At 68.8% G+C, this 17,203-nt stretch carries 15 protein-coding genes; 5 read left to right on the top strand and 10 right to left on the bottom strand.

Annotated elements, in window-relative coordinates; genetic code table 11:
- Positions 1–73 precede the first annotated feature (73 nt).
- Positions 74–715 carry a hypothetical protein gene (locus HTZ82_RS26100; RefSeq protein ID WP_032769649.1) on the top strand — a complete coding sequence of 214 codons (642 nt, stop codon included), beginning with the start codon at positions 74–76 and terminating at the stop codon, positions 713–715.
- Between the two features lie 19 nt (positions 716–734).
- Here the strand turns inward: HTZ82_RS26100 and HTZ82_RS26095 are convergent, their stop codons facing one another.
- From HTZ82_RS26095 to HTZ82_RS26085, 3 genes are read right to left on the bottom strand one after another with little or no spacing between them, the layout of a single operon-like run.
- Entirely contained in the window at positions 735–1,454 is a 720-nt protein-coding gene (locus HTZ82_RS26095; protein ID WP_070201534.1) for a helix-turn-helix domain containing protein, read from the bottom strand.
- Positions 1,454–3,556, bottom strand: coding sequence for a hypothetical protein (locus tag HTZ82_RS26090; protein WP_175411401.1), 2,103 nt, complete (start codon positions 3,554–3,556; stop codon positions 1,454–1,456). The genes HTZ82_RS26095 and HTZ82_RS26090 overlap by 1 nt, the downstream gene beginning before the upstream one ends.
- A 25-nt stretch (positions 3,557–3,581) precedes the next feature.
- Positions 3,582–4,070, bottom strand: a complete 489-nt coding sequence (locus HTZ82_RS26085) for a DNA-binding protein (RefSeq protein WP_239749108.1) — start codon at positions 4,068–4,070, stop codon at positions 3,582–3,584.
- 547 nt (positions 4,071–4,617) lie between these two features.
- On the opposite strand from HTZ82_RS26085, the gene HTZ82_RS26080 reads away from it, so the two are divergent.
- From HTZ82_RS26080 to HTZ82_RS26070, 3 genes are all read left to right on the top strand, one after another.
- Positions 4,618–6,465 (top strand): hypothetical protein, encoded by a 1,848-nt coding sequence (locus HTZ82_RS26080; protein ID WP_175411400.1) that lies wholly within the window; start codon positions 4,618–4,620, stop codon positions 6,463–6,465.
- Between the two features lie 305 nt (positions 6,466–6,770).
- Positions 6,771–8,285 carry a restriction endonuclease gene (locus HTZ82_RS26075; RefSeq protein ID WP_079167320.1) on the top strand — a complete coding sequence of 505 codons (1,515 nt, stop codon included), beginning with the start codon at positions 6,771–6,773 and terminating at the stop codon, positions 8,283–8,285.
- A 68-nt stretch (positions 8,286–8,353) separates the two neighbouring features.
- Positions 8,354–8,704 (top strand): hypothetical protein, encoded by a 351-nt coding sequence (locus HTZ82_RS26070; protein WP_032769644.1) that lies wholly within the window; start codon positions 8,354–8,356, stop codon positions 8,702–8,704.
- Between the two features lie 37 nt (positions 8,705–8,741).
- Here the strand turns inward: HTZ82_RS26070 and HTZ82_RS26065 are convergent, their stop codons facing one another.
- The 7 genes from HTZ82_RS26065 to HTZ82_RS26035 all read right to left on the bottom strand — a co-directional run bounded on the left by HTZ82_RS26065 (position 8,742) and on the right by HTZ82_RS26035 (position 15,270).
- Positions 8,742–9,587 (bottom strand): hypothetical protein, encoded by an 846-nt coding sequence (locus tag HTZ82_RS26065; RefSeq protein ID WP_070201530.1) that lies wholly within the window; start codon positions 9,585–9,587, stop codon positions 8,742–8,744.
- A gap of 132 nt (positions 9,588–9,719) precedes the next feature.
- Positions 9,720–10,139, bottom strand: a complete 420-nt coding sequence (locus tag HTZ82_RS26060; protein WP_175411399.1) for a DNA-binding transcriptional regulator — start codon at positions 10,137–10,139, stop codon at positions 9,720–9,722.
- Entirely contained in the window at positions 10,136–11,299 is a 1,164-nt protein-coding gene (locus tag HTZ82_RS26055; RefSeq protein ID WP_050487126.1) for a hypothetical protein, read from the bottom strand. The genes HTZ82_RS26060 and HTZ82_RS26055 overlap by 4 nt, the downstream gene beginning before the upstream one ends.
- Complete coding sequence (locus HTZ82_RS26050) at positions 11,296–12,054, bottom strand: ATP-binding protein (protein ID WP_050487125.1); 759 nt, start codon at positions 12,052–12,054, stop codon at positions 11,296–11,298. The genes HTZ82_RS26055 and HTZ82_RS26050 overlap by 4 nt, the downstream gene beginning before the upstream one ends.
- The gene (locus HTZ82_RS26045; protein ID WP_309235644.1) at positions 12,051–13,163 is read right to left on the bottom strand and encodes an AAA family ATPase; all 1,113 of its coding nucleotides are present in this window, start codon (positions 13,161–13,163) and stop codon (positions 12,051–12,053) included. Before HTZ82_RS26045 ends, HTZ82_RS26050 begins: the two co-directional genes overlap by 4 nt.
- Positions 13,160–14,743 (bottom strand): transposase family protein, encoded by a 1,584-nt coding sequence (locus HTZ82_RS26040; RefSeq protein ID WP_254712053.1) that lies wholly within the window; start codon positions 14,741–14,743, stop codon positions 13,160–13,162. The genes HTZ82_RS26045 and HTZ82_RS26040 overlap by 4 nt, the downstream gene beginning before the upstream one ends.
- 65 nt (positions 14,744–14,808) lie before the next feature.
- Positions 14,809–15,270 carry a transcriptional regulator gene (locus HTZ82_RS26035; RefSeq protein ID WP_217624484.1) on the bottom strand — a complete coding sequence of 154 codons (462 nt, stop codon included), beginning with the start codon at positions 15,268–15,270 and terminating at the stop codon, positions 14,809–14,811.
- A gap of 907 nt (positions 15,271–16,177) precedes the next feature.
- On the opposite strand from HTZ82_RS26035, the gene HTZ82_RS26030 reads away from it, so the two are divergent.
- Complete coding sequence (locus tag HTZ82_RS26030; protein ID WP_175411397.1) at positions 16,178–17,197, top strand: hypothetical protein; 1,020 nt, start codon at positions 16,178–16,180, stop codon at positions 17,195–17,197.
- Positions 17,198–17,203 lie beyond the last annotated feature (6 nt).

The following is a 17,203-nucleotide window of genomic DNA, read 5'->3' as shown; positions in this document are numbered from 1 at the left end:
GCCCGAGAAGGGGTGTCACTTCATCTGGTGCAGCCCCGCAGCACGCTGGTTCACCGAGGAAAGGTCAGTACCCATGCCCGAGACAACCACTCCCGCCACTGAACTGACATCGCAGTACGCCGCTCAGGTGACCGGTGACCTCGAACGCAACGTCAAGGAGCAGGAACGCATCACGGCGGACATCGCCTCCCTGCAACAGCAGTTGGCTGCCCTGCAGCACGACCACACCGTGCTGGTGAACATGCGACAGGCCCTTGGCATCACCGAAGCCCCGGCCGAGCCTGCGGCCACTTCCGAGAGTGCCACGGTGCCCTCACCCAGGAAGAAGGCCAGTGCCGCGCGCAGCGGGAAGCAGAGGGCGGCCAAGTCCGCCGCCGCGCCGCAAAAGGCAGCCGCCAAGAAGTCCGCGGCCAAGGCGGAGGGTGCCACGACGGCGGCCCAGCCCACCCTGGTCGAGCTCATCCGCCGCCACCTCGCCGAGTCGAAGGAACCGCGCTCCGCCGCGGAGATCTCCACAGCCCTGGGCCAGGCCCATCCGGAGCGCCAGATCACGACCAAGGTCGTGCGGGTCACGCTCGAGGGACTCGTGGCCAAGAGCCAGGCCGAGCGCAGCAAGCAGGGCAGGTCCGTCTTCTACACCGCCCCCGCACCGGAGCCGGCGGGTGGGCCGGAGGCCGAGGCACAGTTCGACGAGGCTGCCAGCCAGCAAGACTGAGGGCGCTGTCCGACGCCTGTCAGCGGGGGCGCCAGGTGCGGATTTCGAGGTGGATGATCTGAGCGTCGGGACGGATGCGGCCGGTCTCCACCAGCCACTGGTGCACAGCCGCGGTGACGTCGCCGCCCGCGGCGTCCACGCGGCGGGCGAAGTCGGCGGCGTCGAAGCCGCCGGCCTGGGCGGAGCCGTAGGAGCGTTCCTCACTGTGGTCAGTGCGCTGGATGACGTCGCGGCGGATGCCGGGTGAGTCGGTACGGCTGCCAGAAGGGTGCAGGTAGCCGGTCTTGGCGAGGCGCACGGTGAAGGCCAGGCGCAGGCCCCGGCGGGCGGCTTCGGCGATCAAGGGGCGCAGGCGGGCGGAGCCGGAGGCGATGGCCTGGGCGCCGACGCGGCCGGTGCCGGAGCCGGTGGGGGTGATCAGGACGGCCTTGGTGCGCACCCGAGCCCGGGCGCCGGAGGCGGTGGTACGCCGCTGGGTGAGGCGGGCGGCGATGGCGGCGAGTTCGGACAGGTCGGTGATGCCGCCGGTCTCGACGGCGGCCAGGACCTGCCGGAGGGCGGGGACGAAGGCCGCTCCCTTGTTCTTGGTGTAGAACTGCGAGACCAGGGAGGGGTCGCGGTCGATGATGCGGGCGATGTCGCGTTTGGTGTAGCCGACCGCTCGGAGCCGGTCGGCGAGATGTGCTGCTTCGTTCAACTCGGGCTGGGGTTGAGGCTGGCGGCGGGGGCGGCGCGGCATCAGGCCTCCCGCTCAGCAGTGAGGGCCGCGCGTCCGGCCTCCCGCAGCGTAAGGAGTTCTTCTTCGCTTGTGGGGGCGGTGACGGGGCCGGTGAGGCGGCCACGCAGGAGATAGTCGCCGGGCTGATGGTGATACGGCCAATCGTGGGGCTGAGTGAGGTAGAGGGCGTCGGTGCGGAAGGCGACGACCGTACCGGGCAGGGTGTGCAGGGCACCGGCGTACGTGTCGTCGTCACGGTGACGCTGGGTGAGCAGGGCGGCGCGTGCTGCGGACCAGATGGCGGCGGCCCATTCGGGGTGGGCGTTGGGGTCGCGGGCGAATCCGGTGGGCTTTTGCCAGGTGATCAGTTCGTCGTCGAAGCCGATGATTTCGGCGTCCGGGGGCACGTCGCGCTCCAGGGTGCGGGGGGTGGTGCCGGTGACCATGCGAGGGCGCTGGGCGAAGGAGCCGATGCCGTACAGGAGGATGGAACGCACGGCGCGGGAGGCCAGGTGGGCGGCGCGGGCCTGCTGGGGATCGCCCTGGAAGTGAGCCTGGGCGGAGAGATTGGTCCAGGTCTCTTTCAGCTTCTTGGCCCAGTCGTCCAGCGGTTTGCCGTCCTCCCACAGGATGCCATCGAGGATCTCGACCTTCCACGGCTGGATCGGGTTGGTCAGGGCGGTGTGGATCTCGGGGCCGCCGGCCCAGGTGGTGAAGGTGGTCCCGGGCGTGGCCGGATAGTGCCATGCGCGGTCTCCGGGGGCCGGTGCCGACAGGAGGCCGACATGGTTCCAGGTGTCGGGGACGGTGACGCGGACCTGCCAGTGCCCGCACCCGTACAGGGCCCGCATCTGTTCCTTCTCGCTCCAGGCGGCGAAGGTGGTGGCGGTGATGCGGCGGGGCGTGCCGACGGGGGATTTCCACGTGTGCTTGGCGTAGGCGAAGGTGCGGTCGTACTCGACGAGTTGTGGCAGCTGCTCGGGAACGCGGGGCGGGGTGAGCAGCTCGTTGCGGCCCTGTCCAGCTGTGGCGTGGAGCAGGCCGCGCAGTTCTTCCGACAGGACGGGGAAGCCGTCGGCGTGCTGGCCGCGGGTGGGGATGGTGCGCGTCCACAGGTCGCGGCCGGTCTGGGAGGGGGAGCCCATGATCACCGCGTCGTCCCAGTGGCGGCGCAGCGCCTGCCACAGCAGCACGAAAGCATCACGAACGGTGTGAGGGTCGTCGCCGTCGGTGTCGAACCACTCCCCCACGGAGCGGATCTCCACGTGGTGGTCGCCACTTGCGGACTGGTAGCGGCCGACGGGGTTGCGGGCGTGGACGAAGTGTCCGGCCATGCGGTCGCGGCCGCGGCCGGTGTCGGTGCGCCAGCCGGCGATGGGGGCGTTCAGCCAGGCGGCGACCGCGTCGCGGAGGTAGGGGTAGCGGTCGGCATCCCGGTGCCAGGGGTCGCCTGCGGTGATGTAGATGCGTTCCACGTCCTCGGGGACGGTGTGGAAGACGGCGGTGAGGATGTCGGCGGCCGACCGGCCGGCGAGGTCGAGATGGTGGGTCTGGCTGCGGTGGACCAGGACCCCTGTGGTGGCGTCCAGGAAGACCGTGGAGCGCGCCTGCTGGGTGAAGTTCGGCCTGGTGGAGACCAGACCGGTGGTGTGAGTGAACCAGGCGTCACCGCTGGAACCGGCCGGGATCGACGGCAGCTCCCGCCGCGCCTCCGAGGGTGATGCGGGCGGCTCCGAGGACACGGTGTGCGTCTCGGGGGCAGCAGTGCCTGCGGAAGCGGGGGTTGTTGTGGGACCGGGAGCGGCCTGTGTCTGCGTCGGCAGGGACGCCACGGCCGCGGAAGGAGCCTTCACAGGGGACGGCTTCGGTGCCGGCGACTGCGGGGCCTGCTGCACGGCGAGACTGTCGGGGGCCAGGCTGGGGGCGAGGGCGACGACATCGGCCACACCCAGGCCGGCCGCCGGGGCGATCCGCTCCGCCTTCGCCTTCTCGTAGGAGGCCAGCTGGACGATCTGCTTGTCCCGGTCCGCTTCCAGCTTCGCGAGCGCGGCCCGCGTCTTCTTGATCTGGTCCCGCACGCCGCGTAGATCGGCCAGCGCTGCGTTGTAGCTCTGTGCGTCCATCGAGGCTTCCTTGTCCGAAGCGGCTTCAGCCAGTAGTAGCGGTGTTCGTGGTGACGTAGGCAATGGCCCCGCCCGAGTGGGAGGCAAGCCGCGTGCCCAGCAGCAACTCGGCAAGCCTGCGGTCGCCGTCGAGATCGGAGGTGATCACTGTCGTCGGAGCGGCAAGATCGGTCACGTAGCCCGCGAGGCGGGCTTCGGGAAAGGCGTGTTTGCCGGCGAAGTTCTTCTCCCACCGTTGAAGGCCGGTCAGCACGGCCACGACGTAGCCCGACAGGGTGACCGGCAGCACTCCCCCGGCCGCGACACTCGCCGCGTCGCACCGCCACCAGCCGCGCAGCGCCTTCACGAGGTGGTCGGGGCTGAGCGTGGCGGCGAAGCCGATCCAGTCCCGGTCGTCGTCGTGCGCGGGCTGGGCGGCGTCAACGCGCAGGACAGCGATCTCTGGGGCGTCGAGCTGGTGCACGGGAGCGTGGCGGCGCGCGCTGAGAGCTTGCACGACGCTGAGGGGGGTCATGACCCGGACTCCACGCTGGGAATGCCCGGGGAGCAGGTCGGCATGGATGAGGCGCCGGAATGTCGTGACGGCGAAGCCGAGTTCCTCTGCTGCTTGTCCGGTTGTTAGCAAGATGCCCATCCTCCGCCCCCATCACATGCGAACTCTGTTATCTGATTGCGCATGCACTTTAACGATCGATCCGAAAGGGCGTCAAAGATGGCGGGTCGTGCTGGGTCGACTGCTCTGAGGCAGGGGGACGTCACGCCTGTGCGGGCAGCTTCGTCGCATCGTGATCGCGGAGCCGGGGGTCTGCGGGTGACAGCAGCTGGGGGCTGCCCGGCCGGGGGCTGGCAGCAACTGCACCCTGGCCTGCGGGGCGGCGCCCGCTACCGGCTGCATCGTTGGGGATTTGCCCTACTGGCGGTCCAGGGTCTGCTCTGACGTAGTGCGGCGGGCTGCCGGGCACTGGCTGGTCGCTGGTGGAAAGCAGCAGTGTGCGTGCGTCACCCAGTCGGCAGGCGTTCGTTTCCTCTACCGACGTATTCGTGTGGACAAAGGAGCGCCGGTGGGCCCGTCGTTGGTGATCGAACGGTTTGAGTTCCAGCGCGGCGGGGTCTGGTATGCCCGCTACTTCAAGGGGCTGGTGACCTTCCTGGTCGGGCATTCGAAAGCGGGGAAGTCGACCGCTGTGGAGGCTCTGCTGTATCCGCTGGGGCTGACGACGGCGACGGTCATGCCGGAGGTGCGCAGCTGTCAGTATCTTCGCCTGGTGTTCCGCGTCGCCGGGGTGCGCTGGCAGGCAACGCGCAGCGGATCGGATCCGCGGGCGCGGGTGTCATTGAAAAATCTCGACGATCCCCGCGCGATCGAGCATTCGCTTGCGGTCACGTCGTCGAAAGCCACGGAGATGACGGCGGGCGCGTTCGTGCAGGACCTGCTCGGCTTGTCGGCCGCGGTCCGCGGCACGTCACGTGCTGGGCTGGATGAGTTCTACACCACTGTGATGGCGTTGCGGCAGAACACCATCGCCTCGGAGTTCCTCGGCGGGGGCAAGGACGCATCGCGCGTGCTTGCGCTGGAAGTGGTGCTCGGGCTGTGGAACGAGGAGCTCGCGGGTCTGGAGAAGAACGCGTCCGAGACTGAAAGCCGATTTCGGGCTGCCCAATCTGCGCTGAGGCAGTTCAAGAAGCTCCGTGACACCGGCGCTCTGGCCGATCCGGACAGTGTGCGCGCCGAGTGTGAGCAAAAGCAGCATGAGCACCAGGCTGCCGCCGGTCGCTGGCAGAAGGCAGCCGGTGCGCTGACCGCGGCGGTGGGGGAACACGGGCGCTTGGTTGCCCTGCACAAGGCGGCGGACCAGCAGCGCAGGAAGGCTGCGCGGCAGGCAGAGGTGGTCCAGGGCAAGCTGAGCCGGGTCATGGCGGATCAGGCCCGGACGGAGGGCGAGCTCGCCGCGCTGCTCAACCCGGCGGCGCAGGACTGCTCCCACTGCGGGCAGGTGTTGCCCGAGCGGGCGCCCGGCCTGTGCCCGCAGTGCGGCCTGGTCCACCCCGGCGGCCAGGACCGGCGTGAACGGCAGATCGCCACCGCGCGGGCGCGATCGGAGCGGCTGGCTCGGAAGGTTAAGGCGCTGCAAGGGGATATGACGACCGTGGCGCAGGCAGCGCAGGAGGCGGAAACGGCCGCAGCAGATGCGCTTGCCGCGCGTGATGACTACGACCGGGACCATGTCGCTTCGGCCCGCACGCTTGCTCAATCGGCGGAGAAGGAGGCCCATGGTCTGAGCCGGGACGTGGCTCAGCTCAAGCGGCGTCTTCAGGACGCCGACTACATCAGCGCCCAGGAGACGGCCGTCGCGGCGGCGAAGGAAGCGATGGAGCAGGCGCAGGCCGCCCGCGACGCCGTGAAGAGCGCCCAGGAGGTACGCCGAAAGGAGGTTACCGGTCGCTGGTCGCAGTTCTTCCTGGAGCGGCTGCGTCAGATCAACCCGGCTGTCGAGGCCGCCTCCATCGATCCGTTGGACTTCACCACACGGGTCAAGGAGCACGGCGATGTCGACAAGACGTTCGCCGACAGCTCGGTTGGAGGCAGCCCGAGGGCTGCCACGAACGTCGCGCTGCTACTGGCCCTGCGTGACCTCGGCCGCGTGGATCCCCTGGCCCGGGTCCCTCCGCTGCTGATCATCGACTCGCCTCTGGCTGGCCTGGGCGCGACAGGTCTCGACCAGGACACTAGTCTGCGTCTGATCGACACGCTGATCTCCATCGCCGATGACCCCTCGGCCGACGGTTACGCCTGTCAGGCCATCGCCGCAACCAACGACCCGCTCCCCCGTCCCTACCCTGGTGTGCGGGAGATCCACATCAACGACGAGCACCGGTTCTTCGATCACGCCCCCGTCCACGCTGGCTGAGCGAAGCAGGCCAGGAGTACCGAGGGGCCGGCCGGTCCCCTCGGTCCCGGCGGCCGCTGCGCCAGCTCGAGCGGCAGCATCTGGCCGCCGAGTTGCTGGCGTTGCCCGGCGGGCACCGGTGTTGCAAGCTATGGATAAGCGACGACGCCTGAACACCCCCCGCCACGCTGCCGCGGGCGGTCCAAGCGGTGCGTGTGAAAAGCCGTCGTCCTCCGAGCGAGTCAGGCCATGGGCGGACGCTGGAGATTGCCCTGCCCGCGAACGGGGCAGCTCTTTTACTTTCACCTGTGGTCGGGGGGCGGCGAATGGCGCGTAGAAAGTCGTTGGCGGCGCAGTTGTTGCAGGCGTACCGGGACAGCCAGAAGGCCAAGGCCGCAGCGGCCAGGCGCGCTGAGGCGGAGCAGGCGCGTCAGGCGCGGGCCGCGGAGCGCGAGGCCGCCGAGCGGGTAAAGCAGGAAGCACGTCGAGAACGCGAGCAGGCGCAGGCGTGGATGCGCGCACAGAAGGAGAAGCAGGCACAGCGGACTGCCGAGTCGCGTAAGGCCGAGCAGATCGTGCGGGATCTTGAGAAGCGTCAGGCTGCGCGGGCGAAGGAACTCGAGCAGAAGCGTCGCGCGGAGGCCCGCGAGAAGGCTGCGGCGGAGCGGCGTGCGAAGCAGGAGGGCGTTGAGAATTTACGCCGGGAGGCTGCAGGGCGGACGGCCCAGGTCGAAGAACGGCTCGAGGAGCTGACTGCTGTCCTGATTGACCGCCCCGGTGGGCTGCCCGGGCTGCGGCTGGAGGCGGAGCAGGCGCTCGGTGAAGGAGACTTCGAAGGGTTCGCGGTCGCAGTGGAGAGGACGCTGGGCTCCATCAGGTATCCGGAAGGCCTTGGTGGCGCTCGGCGGGCGGCGTTCGCTCCTGAGTCCCGGGAGCTGATTTTGGAGATCGAGCTCCCCGTCCAGGCGGTGGTTCCCTCGGTCACGCAGTATCGGTTCAAAGCCTCTGCTCCCCCGGCTGTGGTCCCGCAGCCACGCAAGGAGAGTGAGTGCAAGGCGTTGTACAGGGATTTGGTGGCCAGACTCGCGCTGCGGGCGATCGACGAGGCCTTCGCTGTGACGCCGCCGTCGCTCGTGGACGGAGTTGCGTTCAACGGGAAGGTGCACGCCAAGGACCGTGCCACCGGCAAGTCGATCGAGCCGTGTCTGATCAGTGTGCGGGTCAGCCGGGAGACATTCGGTGAACTCGTGCTGGACGAGCCGGAACTCGCCCCGGTGCAGAGCCTTCACCATCTCAACGCGATCGTCTCCCAGCACCCTTACGACCTTGAACCGGTTCCGCCCGTTGTCACGTTCGACCTGACCCGGTACAAGATCGCCCCGGAGCGCGACGTCGTCGCCGGCCTCGACAGCCGGCCCGACCTCGTCGCGATGGACCCGATCGATTTCGAGCATCTCATCCGGCGCCTGTTCGAGAAGATCGGGCTCAAGTCGTGGGTGACCCAGGCGTCTAGAGACGACGGCATCGACGCTGTCGCGGTCAATGAGGAACCCCTCATCGGCGGGCTGTGCATCATCCAGGCCAAACGCTCGAAGAACGTGGTCTCCGCCGAGACGGTGCGGTCGGTCGCGGGCATCGTGAACGACAAGAACGCTTCGAAGGGCATCGTGGTCACCACCGCGTGGTTCGGCAAGGCGAGCTGGGACTTCGCTCCCCGTAACCGCGTCGAACTCATCGACGGCCGGCATCTCAAAGCCCTGCTGCTGGAGCATCTCGGCATCGACGCTCTGATCGGCCTGCCCAAGCTCCCGCCGGGCTGGCAGACACGCGACCTGAACTGACGCCACCCTCGTGTCCTTTCGTGCCGGTGTGCGGTTGGAGACAGCGGTTCGACACGAGAGGAACAAGCATGTCGTACGGATATGGCGGCGGGCCGGACTGGCCGATGATCCAGGCTAGGCGCCGAGCCGAGGAAGCGGCGCGCTCGGCTGCCGGCCAGGCTGTGGCCCACCAGGCGTCGGCTGACCGGTGGAAGGCTGCGTTCGAGGCTTTGGCCGGCCAGGTTCAGGCAGCGGTGGGCCGCAGTGGCGCCGAGCACCGTGACGGCGGCAGGTGTGGCTGCCCGTCATGCTGGGAGGCGCTCATCACCCGGCTGGCCACTGAGGCGCAGGGACACCGAAGCTCAGCCGCAAGCGCCGGTTCCTTCGCGTTCTCGATCGATGATCTGTTCGGCGGGACCGGCACGCAGCGGCATCCCTGAACTCACCGGGCCCGTCAGCGCTCGGGATGCCGAGTTTTCAGGCGCGAGGAACGGGTGTGATGTGCAGGGCGTGAAGAGGCTGCCGGGCAGTTGCGGGCAGGACCTCGAACCACGCCTGACCGTCGTCCAGATAGCACTGCGCCTTGCTCCAGTAGCGCCAGCCCAGGTCGACGAAGCAGTCGATCATGTGATCGCTCGCGCCCGGCGTCATGTACCGGCCGTGCACCTCGGCGCGGCCCAGTTCGAGGCCGGTGTTCTCCAGGTGAGCCAGCGCTGCGGCGGCTGCGCGGCGCAGAGGGCTGTTCGAGGTCCACCGGTCGTCCATGTGCTCCAGCGCTGCGGCAGAGCGGGGCTGGGCGTCGCTCAGAGCAAACGCGGCGACGGTGGCCGTGCCTTCGGTGCTCCAGCGGTGCAGGTCGATACGGACCGGACGCGGGAGCTGGTCGGCGATCGCCTCGTAGGTCGGCAGGACATGATCGCGCGGCGCACGGCCGGCGGCCGCATCGGGGGTGATCGCGGCCAGCCGCTGCCGGGCGATAGTGATCGGCTCGCCCTGCCGCCACAGCAGGAGCAGTTCGATCCCTTCCTTCTCCAGGGCTTGGCGTTCCTGGAACTGGAAGCTGACGCCGCGGCGGTTGCCGCGCAGAGCCTGTCGCATCGGTGCGTAGCCGTCGCGGCCGCTGAAGAGCGCGCTGAGAGAGTGCTGGGTCCAGCGCTCGTCGGTGGTGTGCTGGATCACGACGTCGATGTCGCCAACTTCCAGGGCGCCGCGGATGTAGGAGCCGAAGAGGTGTACTTCGGTGATGAGGTCCAGTGGCCAGATGTTCTGCTCAAGACGGTCGAGCATCTCGTGGAGGGTTGCGGTCGCCCGCTCACGCTTCATGGGCAGCTCCTGATCTTCACAAAGCAGTCCGCGCCGGACAAGCGGGAACTCTAGCGGCCGGCACTGACAACGCCCCGTTTTCTCCAGTGAGTACGCGAAAGGTCCGTGGTGCCTCCTGGCCGGGGGCTCGTTTCAGCGGGGCGCGGGACTGCGCGGGTTCAGGAAGGGCTGGGCTGCAGGCTCTTGCCGGCGTTGGGGTTCACCCGGGCTGCAGGGGGGGTGGCACGGGCTCAGGAGGGCCAGGGTTCCTTGCGCGGTGTCGGTTGCTTCAGCAGGTGCGGTGGGGTGGGGCTCTGCGATGGCTTGGGCGTAGTAGGTGCCGAGGGTGTGGGCCCGGGCGAGGAAGTAGGCGTAGGCGGCACGCAGGGGAGCTTCTGGTTCGGTGAGACCTTCTTCCCATGCGTGGAGTGTGGTGGTGTCAACGCCGATGGCCCGGGCGAGTCGGGTCGGTGTGAGGCCGAGGCTGTTGCGCAGGCGGCTGCGTTCGGCGGGTGGGGGCAGCGGGGTTTGCTCGGCCAGGAGCACCTCGATGGCTCGGTAGCTGCTCGTCATGGGTTTTTTCTGCGTGTGCTGGGACGTTCGGGGGCGGGGTTTGCGGCGAGGAGGCGGCAGGTCTCCGTGGCGTGGGCGATCTCTTCTTCTTCCCCGCACGTGAGCCGGAAGGGCTTGTTGGCGTCCGTGAGATGGGCGGGCAGTCCTGGGCGGGTGTAGTTCTCGAGCTCGCTGTGGACGTGGGCGGCTTCGAGAAGGAGTTCGGCCCATCTGGGGAGATCGGCGGGAAGGTCGGCCTGTGGGCGTTGCGGTGTGGGGCGTGTGAGGTGGGCCAGCTGGTCGATGCCGTAGCCGGTCAGTGCGCGGACGGCGACGGCTGCAGCGTGGACGGGGTGGGCGATGCGGGTGTGGATGCGCTGAGCCACGGCCTCGTGGTGAGGGCTGGGGGCAGCAAGGTCGGTGAGCGCCGGTAGCACGACGGGGGGCGGCACCGTGGCGCGGCCGGGCAGCAGGTTGACAGTGCCGCGGGAGGTGGGGGTGGTGGTGGCGGGTCTCCTGCCGGGGCGCCGGGAGCGTGGGGGCAGCGCGTACCAGGGTTCGTCGTCTGGGGCGGGGAAGGGGGCGGCGTGGTGCCAGCCAGGGTAGTTGGAGGCGTGTGAGCGTGACTGCGCGCCGGTGTTGAGGTGCTGGCGGGCGGCTTCGAGGGAGTCGATCTCATGGTGGCGGACGGCGCTGAGGACGGTGGCCAGTGCGGCCGGTGGTGGGCCACTGATGACAAGGGTCAAGCGGGTGCGGGTGCGTTCGCGCAGGGCCATGAGGTACTCGAGGTGGCGTTCGGTGATGCGGTGGGCACGGCAGATGACGTAGTGGTCGATGTGGAGGGCCTGGGTCCATGCGAGCGTCACGCGCCAGGAGGATTCGGCGTTGAGGGTCCACCAGGGCGCTTCACGGTGCGGGGGTGGAAGGTGTTTGCCCAGGGCTCTGATGAGGTCGTGGGCGAGGTAGGCGGGTGCGGTGGCCAGGGGTGTGGGGTGGACGGCGACGCGTCCGGTCGCGGGGTGGTGGGAGGCGAGTGCGGTGATGGTGTAGTCGGGCAGGTCGTGGGGGTCGTTGATCACGGTGATGGGCGGCAGGCTGGAGTCGGTGTGGTCCGGCGACCAACTGGGGGTCCACCTGGTGACGGTGGCGGCCGTTGCGGCGGACGTGGGCGTTGAGGTCATGCGGAGGGGGCCAGAGTCGGGTGCAGGCGGCGCAGGAGGGCGGTCGGGTCGGGCGACTGGTCGGGGCGGCGGCGCAGGTGCGCCTGGAGCTGGTGGGTCAGGGCGGCCCAGCGGCGGAGGTTGCCGTGGGCCCACATGTCGTCCAGGCGGGCGAGGGTGTTGTGGTGGGTGTTCTGCCACAGCGGGTGGAAGCGGGGCAGCACGGTGAAGACTTCGTCCGCGGCGAGGGGTTCCATGTGGTGCCAGGTAGTGACCCTGCTGAGCAGGGCGGGCTGTGAGCGCAGGGCTTTGAGACGGGGCCTGCTGGCGAGCAGCAGGATGGTGACCTGTGGGACGGGGTCGTCGTGGAGATAGCGCAGGTATTCGATGCAGGAGGCGGAGAGCTGGTGGGCTTCGTCGACGGCGAGGAGTCGGGGCGGCTGTTCCAGTGCGTGGCGTAGGTAGTCGTCGCAGATGCCGGCGTCCTGGGGTGGGTCGCCGGGCAGGTCGAGGGCATGGTGCAGGCTGTGGCGCAGGTCGTCGGGGCGTGCTTGGGGGCGCGGGAGCAGCCGTAGTGCGGACAGGGTGGGGCGCTGCTGGCACAGGGTGTGCAGGGTGAAGGTCTTGCCGACGCCGGGGTCCGCGGTCAGGCACATCATGGTCTGCTCGCGCAGTGCGTTGTCGAGGGCGTGGCCTGCGGCCCGCACGGCCTGGGTAGTGACGGTGCGGGCGTCGGGCAGGCTGAGGTAGTGGGGCGCGTGCTCGGTGGGGGTCATCCGGCGTCCTGCTGGGGGCGGCGGGAGCGGCGTCGGTGGGGCAGGGCGCGGCGGATGGCCCAGCGGGCGATGGATTCGTCGACCTGTTCCAGGCCGCGGCGCTTCATGCCTTCCAGGACGTGGTAGGTGATCTTGGACCAGACGCGGAAGGTGCCACCGGCGCCTTCTTCGTAGACGTAGTCGATGAGTTCGGGTGAGGCGCTGGCCCAGACGGGATGGAACAGGGGGATGTTGCGCTGGACTTCGTCGGCTTCCATGGGGGCGAATTCCTGCCAGATGTAGATGCGGGAGGCGAGGGCGGGTTCGCTGTAGAGGGTTTTGTAGGCTTCTTCGCCGCCGACGAAGAGGACGGCGGGACGGTTCTTGCCCTTGCCGGTGTCCCACAGGTGACGGACGAACTCGAAGCATTCGCGGCTGAACTGCTGGGCTTCGTCGCAGACCAGGACGTAGGGCTTGCGGGCCAGGGTCCGCTTCAGCAGCCGGTCGAACTCGCTGGGATGGGACGGCGGTTCGCCTTCGAGGCGCAGTTCGGTAAACAGTTCCTGGCGGATGTCGCGGGGGGTGGGGCGGGAGCGGAACTGCAGGAGCAGGACGCGTTCGGCGGAGATTTCTTTCAGGGCGGCCAGGACGGAGAAAGTTTTGCCGAGGCCGGCGTCGCCGTAGATGCAGGACATGGCCCGGGCTTCGATGGTGTCGGCGATGTTCTCGCTGGCCTCGAGGAGGGCTTCGGTGGCGACGATGCGGGCGTCGGCGAGGTTGAGGTAGAAGTCGGGTTCGCCGACGACCTCGTCCTGGTCGGGGCGGGGCGTCGTCTGGGTGGTGTCGGTGTCGGTCACGTCGGTGTCCTTCGAGCTCGTCCGGGCGGTGTGGGCCTGGTCGGGTGCAAGGTGGGGCAGCCGGGCGTGGGCGGTGCCCAGGGGCTGGCCGGTGGCGGCGTCGTAGACGTCGACGCTGTCCGGGTCGCGAGGGTGGATGCGGACGGTGCGCTGGGCGTAGCCGGTCATCCAGGCGGCCGTGTAGGGGCGGCCTCGCCAGCGCACCTCCTGGCCGCGGATGATGCGGGTGGAGCGGCCGGGTGGCGGGTCGGGGGCGGTGAGCGCGGTGGTCACGTGTCTTCCTCGGAGGGGGCGGATGGGCCGGGGACGGCCCAGCGGCCGGGTGGGGTGATCCGGCGGGGCATGTAGTCGGTGGGCAGGTCGTCGTCGGCCCGGCTGGAACGCCAGGTGCGCAGTTCCTCGGCGGCCTCTTTGCGGGTCATCGCGGTGTCCGCCTGGGCCGGTCCGGCGCTGGTGTGGGCTTTGAAGCGCCGGCGGCGCAGCGTCTCGGCGCGGCGCAGGTCGCGGCGCACGCGGCGGACACGCTCGGTGCGGGCCTGATAGACCTGCTCGATCTGCTCGTCGCTGGCCTGGTCGGCCAGGTAGGCGGTGCCCAGGTGTCGGCGGTTGTCGGCATCGAAGATTTCGATCTGGTCGAGGTGGTGGGGCTGGAAGCGGACGTGGACGCGGGTGCCGGAGCGGCCGGTCATCCAGCCGGCCATGTAGTCGCGTCCCCTGAAGCGGATGCCGTGGCCGTTGATGACGCGGGTGGAGCGGTCGCCTTCCAGGAGGAAGGCGTGCAGGTCTTCGGCGCTGACCTCGCGCAGCGGGCTGGGGTCGCTGTTCCACCATTGCAACGGGGTGAGGTCGCCGTAGCCGGCCATCGGGTGTTCGGCGTTGCGGGTCTTAACCCACTGCGCGAGGAGCTCGACGAAGCCTTCGAAGGTCAGGGCTGGGTCCTTCTCCCCCGAGCGGCGGCGCGAATCGAGTTTCTGGGCGTGGGTGTAGCGGGGCAGGGTGGAGAAGAACATGCTGGTGGCAGCGCGGTTGAGGTTTTCGATGCTGCCTTTGAGGTGGGGGGTGTATGGGGGCAGGACGTCGACCTGGACGGCGAAGGCGCCGAGTGCGTCCTGGACGGCGCAGGAGAGGAAGTCCTTGCCGCGGTCGATGCGGATCCGGGTGGGCAGGCCGCCTGCCGGGCCGTAGCCGTCGCCATGGAGGATGCAGGATCTGAGGGCGGCCAGGATGGACCCGCGGTGCGGGAAGTGCGGGGTGACGGCCCAGCCCATGATCATGCCGGTGTGGCAGTCGCAGAACCAGGTCACCCATGGTTTGACCAGCCGTCCGTCGGCCCAGACCCAGACGGGGGCCTGCTTGTGGTCGCCTTCCCATTCCTCGTTGCGGGCGGTGGGCGGGCGGCGCAGGTGCGGGTCGTGGCCGCGGGAGGCAGGGATGCCGCTCTTGAAGCCGGCCCGGTCACCGGGTGTCAGGTCGCGTTTGACGGCGCGGTGCAGTGTGGACAGGCTCACCGGGGTGGCGCCGGCCTTCTCGGCGTCCTGGACGAGTTCTCTGTGGACGGCCTTGACGTTGCCTCGGTGGTAGGCGAGCAGCGTGCGGATGTCGTCGGTGATCTCGAAGCGGCCCCGGCCGCGTCGCAGGGGTTCACCGAGCCGGGCGCGGGCCAGGTTGCGCCACACGGTCCGGACGTGGACGCCGAGAGTGTGGGCGGACAGTTCGACGTGGGCGGTGGTCAGCTCCCCGCGCTGCGACAACTCCAGCAGGGCACGTACGGCCGGGCCCATGAGTTCGTGGCGTGCTCGCTGCCGTCGGGCCAGGTCATCGTCGGTGAGGACCTCGAGGTCCGGGCACTCCATGGAGGCGTTCCTTCGGTGCAGGTCGATCAACGGTTCGGGGTCCCGTGCCGTGGTGGGCGACGGGGTCAGGCCCAGAAGCCGAGGTGGGTGACGTGCTCATACATGCGCCAGTCGGAATCGAAGTCGGTGATCACGTCGCGCCACCGATACGTCAGCGCGTGCAGGTCGCTGCGCGACCAGGCCTTAACGATGGGGTCCCAGCGGTAGATGTTCTTGTGCCGCCAGCGGGCGGTGCGCCGGTGCTTGTCGTCGACGTCGCTCTGGTCGACGGGGTAGATCTCCACGCGGGTCCCACCCCCGGCGTTGAGCCGGCGGGTCATGCTGGGTGCCATGTTGCGGCGGCGCAGCAGGCGGAAGGCGTTTTCCAGGCGCTGCTGCTGCTCGGGCCGTGGGTGGCGTTCCTCGGCGAGCCAGGCAGTGATCATCCGCCGGTCCATGCGGATGCCGCAGTCCTGCATGTAGGTGTAACCGGTGCGGGAGCGGGTGAGGTAGAGCAGGTTACGTCTCAGCCGTTCTGACGGCGTCATGTAGGGGTCGGTGACCTGCGCGATCTCATCAAGAGTGGTGCTGAGGGCTACAGCCCCGGGCACGCCCTGGGCGCCTAATCGTCCGAATCCCATACGAGTCTTCTCCGAGGGCTCACGTGATCATGGGGTGGTGCGCTGCAGGCTTTGAAGGGGCGCCCTCTCGGTCGGAGAGGGCGCCAAATCGCTGCGCCCTGCACGCTGCTGGGCCTCCAACGTCACGGTGGTTTTGGTGAGTTGGCCGGCTGGGAGCCGTGGGCTCCGATGCACGGCACCCTAGGAGAGCGGGTGTGCGACGGAACGAGTTCAGGTCGACATCGAGGTGCGACACATTTGGGGCATTTCGCGGCTCCAGAAACCGCCGTCGGCGGCCGGTTTGCCAGGTGCCGAACCGGACGGGGTAAGGCATCGATTGGCGATCGAACAGCCAGCGCGGGCCGAGAGGCGACGCATGCGTTCAGCCAGCGCAAATCTCGCTGTCGACGCCGAATAAGCGAATACGCAGGCCACCCCTCACGGCGCAGGATCCACTTTTAGCCACGAAGGAGTAAGCGAGGTCTCAACTCCGCCCTCAGCTACCTGCGAGTAACGACTCGCGGGTAGCTGACTTCGGCATGCGCACGCCATACCTAGCAAGTGCGTCGACGCAGGACAACAGGAACACTAGCGTTCGGGTCTGACAGTCAATTGCCGGATTCCCCGCCCCAACTCACCCTGACCCCCGTGGAATTGACTCAATCCCTGCGCTTTGGCATGCCGTTGAACGCTCAGTCCGTCCAGTTATTGCTGGTCAGGCAGACTCGGCTTGTCGACGACGGAAAGAGGGCATGGCTTGATGACCCTTCAGACGGACTCTGCAGGAAGGTTTCGGCGCATAGGCCTTGTCAGCGCCGTCCTCCAAGATGCCCCCATGAGTCTCACCTCCCATCTCAAGGACCCCCGCTCTCCCATCTCTCGCTTTCTGGCGGAACACCTCCCCGACACGAAGGCCGTCCTCGACGATTACCGCACACGCTTAGCCCGTTTCCCTGCCCCGCTGCGGCCGCAAGTGGAAGCCGGGCTGAAGCCCGAGTACCGGATGCTCGGCCACACCATTGATCACCGCCTGCGGATCTCCCTGGGAGCGCCGACCGGCGCCCCCATCAAGGAGGGCATCGTCCGGGCCGTCATCGACGACGACGGCTGGCCCAGCCAAGAGGTGATCCGCGCCGTCCAGAAGGCCGGCGACACCATGCTGGAAGAACTGGCCGGCTACCACAACGATGCAGGGCAACCTCTGTGCCTTGCATCAGCGGACGAGGACCGGCTCATCCGGCTGTGCCATGTCGCCTCCAGCTTCGAGGCGATCTTCCGTCACTGCGGCTGGCTGCGCGGGAACACGCTCGGTCTCTGTGCTGCCGATGCCACCCTGGACGACCTGGTCGATGCTGTGCCGCACTACGTCGTCGGTGACATCCGCCAGCAGATGCAACTCGCCGCAGACCCCGGCCCGTTCGAGAACATGCGGCTCCTGCCTGCCAGCGCCCGGGTCTGCGGCCCCGTCTTCGACGGCAGCCTGCAGGTCGGTGGTGCGGACGCCGACTTCATCCTCGATGGCGCACTCATCGACTGCAAGGCCACCATCCGCCCGGAACGCATCAGCCGCGCAGAGATCTACCAGCTGGCCGGATACCTGCTGCTCGACTACAGCGACACGCATTCCATCTCCACCGTCGCGCTCTACCTCTCCCGCCAGGGTGCGCTCATCGACTGGAGCGTCGAGGAGTTTTTGGGCCTGCTCGGCGCGCGGCATGAGCTGCCAGCCCTGCGGGATGCGTGCCGTCACACGCTGACCGACGGCAGGCACGGCAACCCGCTGCCTCCCGTGGATCCTTCCCGTCCACTTCCCCGGCCCCGCTCGGCGCCCGCCGCCCAGCAGTCGCTGTTCTGACGAGCT

Origin of the sequence: Streptomyces sp. TRM64462 (assembly GCF_013362995.1) — a bacterium.
In the GTDB taxonomy this organism is placed as follows: Bacteria; Actinomycetota; Actinomycetes; order Streptomycetales; family Streptomycetaceae; genus Streptomyces.
This window is presented reverse-complemented; position numbering and strand designations above follow the sequence as displayed.